This window comes from Aquimarina sp. Aq78, from assembly GCF_900299525.1.
In the GTDB taxonomy this organism is placed as follows: Bacteria; Bacteroidota; Bacteroidia; order Flavobacteriales; family Flavobacteriaceae; genus Aquimarina.
In genome coordinates, this window is sequence record NZ_OMKA01000036.1 from 61032 (window position 1) to 73063 (window position 12032).

The following is a 12032-nucleotide window of genomic DNA, read 5'->3' on the forward strand; positions in this document are numbered from 1 at the left end:
AGGAAAGATAAGGTCATGATAGCAATCGACGATATATTGGAAAAAATTGTTTCAAAGGAAATAGAGAAAAAAGAAGCTTTAAGATTCTTTGAAGAATTACCCGAAAAAGAGAAAAGTTATTTGGTTTCTAAACTAAAAACGCATTTATCAAATAATGCTAACTCGGTTGAGAATAACTTTTCTGAAAAAAAAGAAAGAACACTTAAGGCAGTGACTGAGCTTCAGTTAAATGAAGAACATAAGGGATTCATTGATCAAATGGCTCAGAAACTGGAAAAAAATGCACCAAAATCCAAAGAAAATGCATCTGAGTGTCAGACATATTTTGTAGATCAAAGAAGAACCGGAGGATTGAAAAAAGCATTAAAACGCTTACAATTTCATCTAACGTATAGCGAGTGTGATGGAGCATACCTTTATGATATTGATGGTAATAAATACATTGATATCGCTAGTGATAATGGAGTTAACTTATTTGGTCATCAACCAGACTTTATAAAAGAAGCGATCTCAAAACGGCTGGATAAAGGGTATCCTTTGGTAGGATATACAGAAGAGCTTTCTCAGGCAACCAAACTTTTTAGTGAACTTACAGGCCATGAAAGGGTGCTCTTTACACAATCTGGTACAGAGGCAGTTATGTGGGCAGTAAGGATTGCTCGCGCGGCTACTCAAAAGAAAAAAATAGTAATTTTTGAAGGAGCATATCATGGATTATCTGATACAGTACTTGCAGCCAAAGATCAGTTTGGCAATAGTATAGCAATGGGACTTGGAATGATCCAGGAATTTGCCGATGAGCTTATTGTACTGGATTATGGAAATATGGAAGATCTGAGTATCATTGAAGATAGAGCAGATGAGATTGCTGGGGTTTTGGTAGAACCAGTACAATCCAGAAACCCAAATAATCAACCTGTTGAATTCTTGAAAGAAGTGCGTAAGCTAACACTCGAAAAGAATATTTTGTTGATTATGGATGAAATGATCACTGGATTTAGAGTTTCCTGTAGCGGAGTACAAGGCCTTTGGAAGATTAAAGGAGATCTTGCTACTTATGGAAAAATCCCTGCCGGTGGTATGCCTTCAGGAATGATCGCCGGACTTACTAAATACATGAATTATGTAGATGGTGGAACATTTGACTATGATGATGAATCGATGCCTAGTGTTAAAAAGGCACTTATGGCTGGTACGCATACAAGAAACCCAATTAAACTCGCTGCAACACTAGCAATACTTACCGAAATTAAAAAAAGGAGTTCAACTTCAGAAAACAAAACCGATGAGTCGAATTCTTGTTTCTTACAAGAATTAAATGAAAAAACCAGACTTATGTGCGAAGAACTGAATTCTTTTTTTAAGACTAAAAATGTACCATTGATAATCGAGTATTTCAGTTCATTATTCAGATTTAAATTTCTTGATGATCCCAATGGAGTGGTAAAAGAGCTAGTTTTTGTTTTGATGAGAATAAATGGTGTTGAAACCAGCCCCTCAGGCAACTGCTTTTTAACATTAGCACACTCTGATAAGGATATTAAATCCATTATAAGAGTTGTAAAGAAAAGCATTGATACGTTAATGAAGCAAAACTTCTTTTATATATCTGATAGTATTGAAGAAGATGAAATTAAAGAAGATATCCGGTCGACAATATCTACTATTCCTGATATGAGAAACGATCCCGAGCAAGAATCTATAAAAAATGATCAAATGGAAAAACTAAGGAAATTAATTATTTCTGATTTGAACAATTTCCAGGAAAAAGAAGTAACGATATGACGGTAGCAACAACTCAGAATGTTTTACAAGAAATTACAAAGATTTTTGAAGCAACATTGCGGCTTCCTGCAGGGAAACTAGATGTTAATGCTAAGTTCGAAGATTTTGGTATTGATTCTATTATTTCTATGGAATTGATCAATAAAATATCTCACAATTTCGGTATAACACTATCTCCTTCAAAATTTGTAAATGTAAATACTACTAAAGAACTGGCTGATTTGCTGGAAGAAGAAATAATTCCTGTGAATAATGATAATATCAGCGATATACCCGATACAAACAACCCATCAGAAACACAAACAGAATTAGGAACCAAAAGTACTCCGGTTAAGAAAGATATTAATTCTGTCTCAGCAAGAAGTCGCAAATTTAGGGATAGAAGATCGGTTAAAGAATCCTATCATGAGCTATTACATTTTATAAATCAAAGGTATAATATAGATCTATCATACCGTTCATTTAGGTCAGTTGATGAAATTGTTGACGTTTTATTGACTCATCATATTGATGATATGATGGATTATTATAACAATCTTCATCAAAGTAATGAGAACGATTTCAATGGAAAGGAAAAACAGATGCCTATTGCAAATGTGACAGCTAAACCATCATCCCAAAACTGTGATATAGCCATTGTTGGTCTTAGTTGTAATTTTCCGGATGCACCTAATATTAAGACATTTTGGGAAAATCTGGTTGATGGTAAAAATAGCATTAACGAAATTTTGAAATCAAGATGGAATTGGGAAGATTATTATCAAGAATCAGTCTCCCCAGGCAAGACTATCTCCAAATGGGGGGCAATGATCAATGACATTGATTGTTTTGATCCGAAATTTTTTGACCTTGACCCAGAAGAAGCAATACTGATGGATCCTCAGGAGAGGTTACTGATACAAGAGGTCTATAAAGCATTTCAAGATGCAGGTGTAGCTCCTAAAAAATTAGCTGGGTCCGATACAGCTATATATGTTGCTTATGAGTATTCAGAATATGAAAATTATCTAAGAAAGAACATAGATAAAATACCAGTAGGTAAATATGGACCTGTTTTCAGCTCTTCAAGCCCTACATATTATCTGGCAAACAGACTTTCGTTTTTGTTTGATTTTTATGGACCTAGTGAGTCTATAAATGTTAACTGTGCAGGATCTGCAGTAGCAATTAATAGAGCCTATTACTCATTACTAAATAATGAATGTAGTACTGCAGTTGTAGGAGGTGTATCTTTAAATTTATTTGCAGATGATTACATCTCATTATCGCAATATGGTATGTTATCACCTACAGGAACATGTGGAGTTTTTGATGATGAAGCTAATGGTTTTACGCGAGGAGAAGGAGTAGCAGCCGTTGTTCTAAAAAGATTGGATGACGCCAAAAAAGATAATAACAGAATTTATGGTGTTATCAAAACCAGTCATCAGAGTAATAGAGGTAATGCCAGATTTTTGTCAGAAGTTAAGCATGAAGCAATCACTAACGTCATAACCAACTGCTATAAAAAAGCTGCAATAGCCCCAGAATCAATAAACTACATCGAAGTTGATGGATATGCTACAAAATGGGGAGATTCCTTTGAATACGAGGGGATTAAAAATGCATTTATAGGAGATAAGTCAAAAGAAAAAGAATGCGCTTTAGGAAGTGTAAAAGGAAATATAGGAAATCTGGAAGCCGTTAGTGGATTGGCTAGCTTTATTAAACTGTCACTTTCATTGTATCACAAAAAGTTTCCGATGACCATATCTGGGAAAAAGATAAACACCTTTCTAGATATTGATAACCCCTCTCATCCTTTATACATAGCTAATAAGGAGTTGCCTTTTGATATATTACGTAAACATAATGATACTCCAATTAGGGCAGGGCTTAATTCTTTTGCAGATAGTGGAGTTAATTTGCATATCGTTTTAGAGGAATACCCTACTAAAGAGTCTATATCCAAAATAGAAACCACAACATCATCTCAGTTATTTGTTCTTTCTGCGAAAGATGATGAACGTTTGAATGAATACATTGATAGCTACATTGATTATTTATCTAATACTAAGGTTAATTTATCTTTTGAGGATTTGATCTATACTTTGCAGGTAGGTCGTGATGCCATGGATGAAAGATTGTCCATAGTAGCTTCCTCGCATACAGATTTGCTTGAAAAATTGATCATGGTAAAAGATTCAGACAAGGAAGTATCGTTAGAAAAGGAAGGAATCTTTTATGGAAATATCAATCTCAATAAAGAAAATGGGATAATCAAAATCTTAACAAAAGATATGATAAGTACCATGATTGAACAAAGCTTGAAGGCTTTGCAGTGGGAGCAACTTGCACAACTTTGGACTAGTGGTCTTCTTATAGATTGGACAATGGTTTGGGAAAACAAAAATACACGCTTAGTATCCTTACCAGATTATCCTTTTGCTAAAGAAAAATATTGGATTGATATAGATACTATAGAAAAATCAGATGTTAAGGAAAAGCAATCAGTACCAAAAAGTATAAAAGATAACGAGATTGAAGTAATTAACGAAAATTCCATACAGGCTGAGTGGTTCTTTTTCAGGTCTGATAACGGTGTGGAAAATAATCTTATGAAACCTGCCGAAAAAATAGAGCTTTTTCTGAAACATGAAATATCACTTCAAATAAACAAACCAATTGAAAAAATTCCTGATGATAGCAGTTTTTTAGACCTGGGGATGAATTCTATTGGCCTGATAACCATGATCGCTCAAGTCAATGATTTATTAGAAATTAATATATCACCAGCTATTTTGTTCAATAATTCAGAAATTAAAACCCTTACTCAGTATTTAGTGGAGAACTATTTGGAAAAAGCTCAAAAAATACAAGTTACAAATGATAAGGAGTATGAAAGCAAAAGTATAGGTAAAACAGAATTAAAGCCTAACGAGGTAGTATCTAAAATGATACGCAAAACATTGGTGCCCATGCAAGTAAAAGGTAAGAAGCGACCTGTTTTTGCAGTTCCGGGTGCAGATGGGAATGTAATAACCCTGCAACATCTTATTTCAGCATTGGGGATAAAACAACCATTCTATGGTTTAGAACCGATAGGGATTATAAATAAAAATACTACACTTGATAGTATAGAAGCTATAGCTAAAGCCAATATAGAGGCGATTAAAGAAGTACAGGCAACTGGTCCGTACCGTTTATTAGGATTTTCTAATGGTGGTACAATTGCCTATGAAATGGCTAGAATTTTATTAGATCAAAAGGAAACCGTAGAAGCTTTAATACTTATAGATTGTATGTCTCCTACAAAGGAAAATGGTCATATGATTGATGATTTAGTAGAGGGGATTAAATCTATCTTTATTAACGCATCTGGCCAGAATGTGATCTTGGATGCAGAACAACTGAAGCAGGTTTCTGAAAATGAAATTGTTGATTATATATATGATAACGTCAAGGATTTGGGATTTAATTTTCCGAAAGAACAATTGGCTACAAGTATCTATACCACGATCGCCAATGATAAATATTGCCGTGCTTATGAACCTTCAAAATTACCAGAAGAAGTAGAAATATTACTCTTTAAAGCTACAGAAGGTTATACAGATGTATATAAAAATGCTCCTGAAGATTATGGTTGGAATGAATTACTGCATAAGCCTGTCCTTATCAACCCTATCGACGCTAACCATTTTTCAATTATTGATAAGGATAATAGCAAAAAAATTGCTAGAAAAATAAATACTTTTTTTAATAAGACTACATCAAAGAAATCTACCATAAAGCAAAAAGTACTTCAAAAGCATTAGTAGATTAAAAAATAGATAGCACACAATCAACCTTATACCAGTAGAAATTAAAGTCTATTGGATTACTGTTTAAACATGTAATACACCTAGTTATGAGCAAGAACTCAAAATCCAAAACAAATTTTTTCGAAAATGTTACACAAATGGTTCGGAAAAGAAGATTGATTATCTGGTTAGCTTTTGTGGCTATTACAATATTTACATTTTTGGGAGTACCAAAGACTAAATTTGACATGACTATTGAAGGATGGTTTCCGGAAAATGATGAGGTTTTGGTAGCGATGGATGAGTTTAAGGCAGAATTTGGAAGTAATGAAGGAGTTTACATAGCCTATAAACCTTTAGATGGGGATGTGTTTTCTACTAAATCTTTGGAGGTGATAAAGAAAATCCGCGAGGATATTCTCAAAACAAAGCATAATGATGATTCAACAGCGCTAAAACATATTGTTAAAGTCAATACTCTTGTTAACGCTTCTGTTTTAACGGCAGAAGGCGATGTATTGGTTTCCCGAAAACTGGTAGGGGATAATGTTCCGACTAGACAGGAAGATATAGAAGAGGTTCGTAAACTTGCGCAATCTCAGAAGTCTTTTCCATTACTGTTCTTCTCAAAGGATATGAAGTATGGGGGAATACTTATTGAAACTGACTTTGGAACTGAGCTACTGGAAGAGGAATCATCTATTGTTACAGAAGAGGGGCTTGAGGATACTTTGGAAATGGATGAAATGGTTGTTGCGGATATGAATGAAATCAAAAAAAGCGAAGAAAGAATTCGTTTCAAACGTGCAGATTTAAGTGAATTGGTTCCTTTAATGGAGGAAATCAATACCATCTTGGGAAAACCTGAATATAAAAAGCATTTAGAATACTATGCAGTAGGAAATGCTCCCCTGGCCTACGAACAGCAAGCTATAGCTATTAAAGAAGCAGGCCCGATTTATTTAGGGCTTTTATTGATAATATCTATTTTGTTATGGTTTTTTATCCGCTCATTTAGTGCGGTGGCCTGGTCACTTTTAATAGTTATAATAAGTGCTGTTTGGACCGTTGGTTTGGCAGGTTGGTTAGGTGTAGAAGTAACCGTCTTTTTAATGTTAACGATCATGTTGATCCTAACCGTTGGAGTATGTGATGCCGCGCACATATTTTCGGGCTACGTATATTTCCGAAATCAGGGAAATGACCGAAAAACATCAATACAAAAAGTATTTGCATCAACTAATAAAGCAATTGTATTGACCGCGCTTACTAATATAATAGGTATGTTGGCTTGTTTTCTGATTCCAATCCCCCGTATTCAGGTTTTCGGTATTATGTCTGCAGCGGGTGTAGCTTTTGCTTGTATCCTTACCATTTTCTTTTTGCCCTTATTATTGGATGTGTGGGCGCCTGGAAGGGAAAATGCACAGCAAAAAAAGAAGTTCAGGTTATCGACAGGTAAGTACCTACCCAATTTTTCTATGTTTTTACAAAAAAGATTGAATAGTGTACCGTCTATAGTGCAAAAGAATCCTATTAGTATTATTTTGTTATTTCTGCTAGTGTTAGGAATAAATATTTATGGCGTAACTGTACTTAAAATAGATACTAACATCGCTAACCAATTTGTCGAAGGCAGTCCTTATAGAGAATCTGCGGAAATTATTGATGAAAAAATGATGGGAAGTCTGAATATGGAAATTTACCTGGACTTATCCAAGACAAACGCATTTGAAAATCCATTTGTACTAAATACTATTGATGAACTACAACGAAAGTTAGAAACTAAATATAGCGATGTAGTTGTTAGAACATCATCTTTGGTAGAAGTTGTAAAAAAGGCCAATAAAACATTGAATGAAGAAAAGGAAGAGATGTATACTATTCCCGACAATCAAAATGCTTTATCCCAAACTCTTTTCCTTTTTAACCTGGCAAACCCAGAAGATCGTAGAAAACAAGTTTCTGACAATTATAGTAAATCTCACATTTCTGTGCAATTATACAATGTTGGTTCTCTTAAATATTTAAGCATATACGATGGCATGCAAAAGGATATTGATGAAGCAGTAGGAGTACTCAAACAACACTACCCCGACACCAGAGTATCAATAACAGGAGCGCTTCCTATGAATATGAGGTTTGTGCAGGTTATTGCTAGCAATGGATTGCAGGATATTATTATGGTACTGATAGCGGTGACCATAGTCTTAATTTTCGTTTTTGGATCTATACAGGGAGGCTTGATAGCGATTATCCCCAACCTTATTCCATCAATGTTAACCTTAGGGTTGTTGGGATTGACAGGACGATCTGTAGATATAGATATACTGTTGTTACTACCGGTGGTTGTTGGTATTTCTGTAGACGACACTGTACATTTTATCAGTCATTACCGGGATAAGCTAATGATAGATGGAGATATTAAAAAGGCTTTATATCATACTATAAAAGAAGTTGGTCAGGCCGTTACTTTTACAAGTTTAATTTTAGGATTAGGCTTCGGTATATTATCCTTTTCAGCTATGGAGGGAACAGCAAATGTTGGAAAATTTGGTTCAATTGCAATCTTTTCAGCTTTAATGTGTGATCTTTTCTTATTACCAGCGTTAATTTTGGTCTTCAAGCCAAAATTTCAAAAGAAAGGCAAACCAAAATTTCAAAGAAAAATGGTAGTGCAAAAATGACTCTAAGTAAAGCCATAAAAAGGTAAAATAGAAACCCTCCAGCATTTATATAATTTGACTTAATATAAGGTAATAAATGGAAAGCATTTTGGTCATTTGACCAATAGGAAAACAACCAGAGCAGCCGGTATTTTCTTTTGACTTTTGTTTAAAAGGAGCCAAAGACCAACAACGTCTTACTCTTGTGGGTATGGTTTGATTATCTGTAGCAAAGGTTGTTTAACCTTATAGTCTATTATTAAAATTTTTTTCAACCTAAATAAATAAATAATGAAAAAAAAACAGATTGTTTTATTGGTTGTTGTGACCGTTTTGATATCGTCATTTTCAAAAAGGATATTGCCATCTCAGTCGGCAAAAGATATCATGATAAAGGTGCAAAAAGTAGCTAAAGAATCCTTTAGCACATCAGTTCAGAGAATAAAATTATCGACCTGTAAATATACTGTATCAAATAAAAGAATTGTATGTACTGAAGAAGCAAGAAAGAAATTGCTGGAGAGTGTTGCTAAAAATTATGGAGAAAACCATCAGGATAGTCGATCGGTCTCCATTATAATTGAACCTAAAAAAGAACAGGGAGTAGGTATGTTAACCTATGAGTATGGTGAGCTTGGTAAGGATAACGATAGTTGGATCTATTTGCCAGAATTGAGCAAAGTTAAGCGCCTGGCATCGAGCAGTGATAGTAATGATAGTAGCGGAAGTTTTTTTGGGTCTGAATTCTCTCTTGAAGATATGGAAGACTTGAAAGTTGATGAATATAACTTCAAGATTTTGAAAGAAGAAAGCTATAAGGGACGTGAGGTCTGGGTTATTGAGTATACTCCTACAGCAGAAAGGGCAAAAAAATCAAAATATAGCAAAACAATATCATGGATAGATAAAGAAAGATATATCAGTTTAAAGAAGAACCTGTATGTTCATGGAGACCATTATAAACAGATGACTATGTCAAAAATTGAAGAAATTGATAACGTTTGGATCGCAAGGCGATTAACTATAAATAACCTTGCCACTCGCACGATAAGTATCATGAATATGATTTCGGTAGCTTTTGATCAAGAAATTTCGGATGATTTTTTAAGCACAAGGACTTTGGAAGATTTTACGTTTAGAGAACGGAATTTAATCAGGCTTCGTAATAATTTAAAATAGTAATACAGATATATAAAAAGCTTCACAAAAGGAGCGATAGTAAACTTTAGAATGTAAAGTCAGGTTACAAAATCATTTGGTGTAACAAGCTGATAGTCAAAATTAAAATGAATAAGAACAACAGGTAATTATCACTATATAGAACCATAATTCATCCACATTTTATAGTTACCAATTCACCACAAACTCATAGAAACTTTATAAGGAATAGTACATATGAAACATTCAAACAATGAGGGGCATTATGATGCTATTGTCGTAGGTTCAGGAACTTGCGGTGCCACAATTGCAAAAGAATTAAGCAGACAAAATAAAAAAGTCTTGATCCTGGAACGAGGAGGAAATGCACCTCTTAAAGAATCCATTATGGGATATGCCAAAATTTCTAACGAAGTACGTGTTGCAGATAAACTGAAAGATTTAAGAGCTTTTACTACCGGAGGTACAACGGCTATGTATCTTGCCGTAGCAGATCTGCCACCTATAGAAACTTTCAAGAATTTAGGAATAGATCTTACCGAAGATCTAGAACAAGCCCGTAAAGAATTACCAGTCGCCGAAATTTCGGATGGATTAATTGGTAGTCAAGCAAAAAGATTAGGTGAAAGTGCCAGACAGTTAGGTTACGACTGGGAAAAGAAGTTGATGTTGGTAGATCAGTCAAAATTCAATCACAAAAATTATTATGAAGTAAAATGGAAAGCTAGAACCTATGTAGAAGATGCTCTTAGAAATGGAGCAATTTTGGTTAATCAAGCCACTGTTTCTAAAGCTATACTTGATAATAAAAAGGCTATTGGCGTTGAATACTATATTGGGAAAAAAAAGAAGGTATTTAAGGCATATGGAGAAAAAATAATTCTTGCAGCAGGTTCTTTGGCCTCTCCCATTATTCTTAAAAATAGCGGACTCAAAAATGTAGTGAATCATGGTTTTTACATTAATCCAAGTATTGGCCTTATAGGAAAGGTTCCGGACCTTTCGTCAGAAGAAAACTTTTGCGGTTGTATGGGGGCAAAGTTAGATGATGATATTGAATTGATGGATGCTAATTTTCATCGTTTTCTATTCAATGTAGGGATGCTCGTCTCGGGTAAGCCTTTACGTATAGCATCATACCCAAAACATATTGGGATCACTGTTAAGATCAAAGAACCAGTTGGAGGTGAACTTACTGAAAATGGCAAATATCATAAAGAATTGACTGATAATGATCACCGGCGATTAGAGAAAGGAATGGAAGTGGCTAATGAAATATTAAAAAATGCCGGAGCTAGAAAAATCTTTAAAACCGATCTTATATCTGGGGGAGCTCTGGGAACAATCAAAATTAAGGAACATATCGATGAGAAGCTTCAGACAGAGTATAGCAATTTGTATGTTTGCGATGGCTCCATATTACCCGAAAACGAAAGAATAACACCAACTCTTACACTTGTTTGCCTGGCCAAATATTTGGCCAGAAATTTGGCAACTTCTCTTTAAAAAAACAAATATTTAACCATCTGAATAAGTTCAAAACTATTTGAAACATACAGTTTTGATTTATTACACTAAAAATTATAAATGACATGAAAAATTCAGAAAAAAATAAAACCAGTGGTTTTTTACTAGGGCTAACACTATTAAGCATTGCTGTTGCAGTTACGGCACCTTTTGTATGGGATCAATTTTTAGAAGGACAATTAGGAATAATTGTATTGGTTTTTGTTGAAGTATTACTACTTACTTTTATTATAACGTCAATTCATTCCCTTTGGAAAAATTCAGGTTCTGGCGAATGGAAAATGAAATCAGATAAGAAAGGAATGGTAGTGTATACTTTAAAAGTTCCCGGAGAAACTTGGTTGAAAATTAAAATAGTGGGAAGACTTAAAGCCAAGTTAGCAAGCATTTTAACGCTTATGCGAAATCCTGATGCAGCAAAAGATGTAGGTATGTTCGATTCATACTATATAAATGGATCAGACCCAAAGCTGGATGGAGCAGATCCAAAACAGGTGTATTATACTTTTAAACAAAAGCTTTTTCCTCCTTTCAAGCATAGAGAATTTGTAGTTAAATCCGAATTTTCACAAGACCCTGTTAGTAAAGAAATGAAGTTCAATTTTGTAGCTGCACCAGATAAACTACCCGTTAATAAGCGTTGTCATCGGGTGACAAAAATGCATAATAGATGGCGATACACTCCTTTAAAGAATGGTGAAGTAGAATATGAATTTGTATACGACGCAGTTGATCCAGGAGGTTACTTTCCATATGCATTAGCTAATTGGTTAATCCCTAGTATGCTACCCTATGCGTTTGCAAAAATGCCAAAGATATTAGATAAAGAAAAATATCGTAACGCTAAGGTTGATTATGTTCAGGAAGTTAGTCAACCAGAAGAAATGATGATATAAAAAACCTGATATAAAACCCCCAGTTTGACTTCTGAATTTGTAGATCATAAGCGCATACTGGCTTATGAGGAAGCTCTCTATCTTAATAGAAAACCTGATGTTGTTAGTAATATAACACAGGATAACTATCTACACTCCCCTTCAATTGATGTTGCAAATTTTATTCAATTCGCTAAGGTCATAAAAGACCTGGCGTAGGTGCTTATTTTCCAATTTTTAAT

At 34.4% G+C, this 12032-nt stretch carries 7 protein-coding genes; all 7 read left to right on the forward strand.

The features are described 5' to 3' along the window. The first annotated feature begins 15 nt into the window (after nt 1–15). The 7 genes from DG435_RS25290 to DG435_RS25795 all read left to right on the forward strand — a co-directional run bounded on the left by DG435_RS25290 (nt 16) and on the right by DG435_RS25795 (nt 12009). Nucleotides 16–1785: an aminotransferase class III-fold pyridoxal phosphate-dependent enzyme gene (locus DG435_RS25290; RefSeq protein WP_106793605.1), complete on the forward strand. Its 1770-nt coding sequence runs from the start codon at nt 16–18 to the stop codon at nt 1783–1785. After that, a complete protein-coding gene (locus DG435_RS25295) occupies nt 1782–5579 on the forward strand; it encodes a beta-ketoacyl synthase N-terminal-like domain-containing protein (RefSeq protein ID WP_106793604.1) in 3798 nt (1265 codons plus the stop codon). Before DG435_RS25290 ends, DG435_RS25295 begins: the two co-directional genes overlap by 4 nt. A 92-nt stretch (nt 5580–5671) precedes the next feature. Beyond that, nucleotides 5672–8251, forward strand: coding sequence for an RND family transporter (locus tag DG435_RS25300; RefSeq protein ID WP_106793603.1), 2580 nt, complete (start codon nt 5672–5674; stop codon nt 8249–8251). 270 nt (nt 8252–8521) lie between these two features. Continuing rightward, entirely contained in the window at nt 8522–9409 is an 888-nt protein-coding gene (locus tag DG435_RS25305; protein WP_106793602.1) for an outer membrane lipoprotein-sorting protein, read from the forward strand. Nucleotides 9410–9625: 216 nt separating this feature from the next. Next, nucleotides 9626–10894, forward strand: a complete 1269-nt coding sequence (locus DG435_RS25310; protein ID WP_106793601.1) for a GMC family oxidoreductase N-terminal domain-containing protein — start codon at nt 9626–9628, stop codon at nt 10892–10894. A gap of 86 nt (nt 10895–10980) precedes the next feature. Next, nucleotides 10981–11811: a hypothetical protein gene (locus DG435_RS25315; protein ID WP_106793600.1), complete on the forward strand. Its 831-nt coding sequence runs from the start codon at nt 10981–10983 to the stop codon at nt 11809–11811. A 24-nt stretch (nt 11812–11835) separates the two neighbouring features. Then, complete coding sequence (locus tag DG435_RS25795; RefSeq protein WP_159025654.1) at nt 11836–12009, forward strand: hypothetical protein; 174 nt, start codon at nt 11836–11838, stop codon at nt 12007–12009. Nucleotides 12010–12032: the final 23 nt, after the last annotated feature.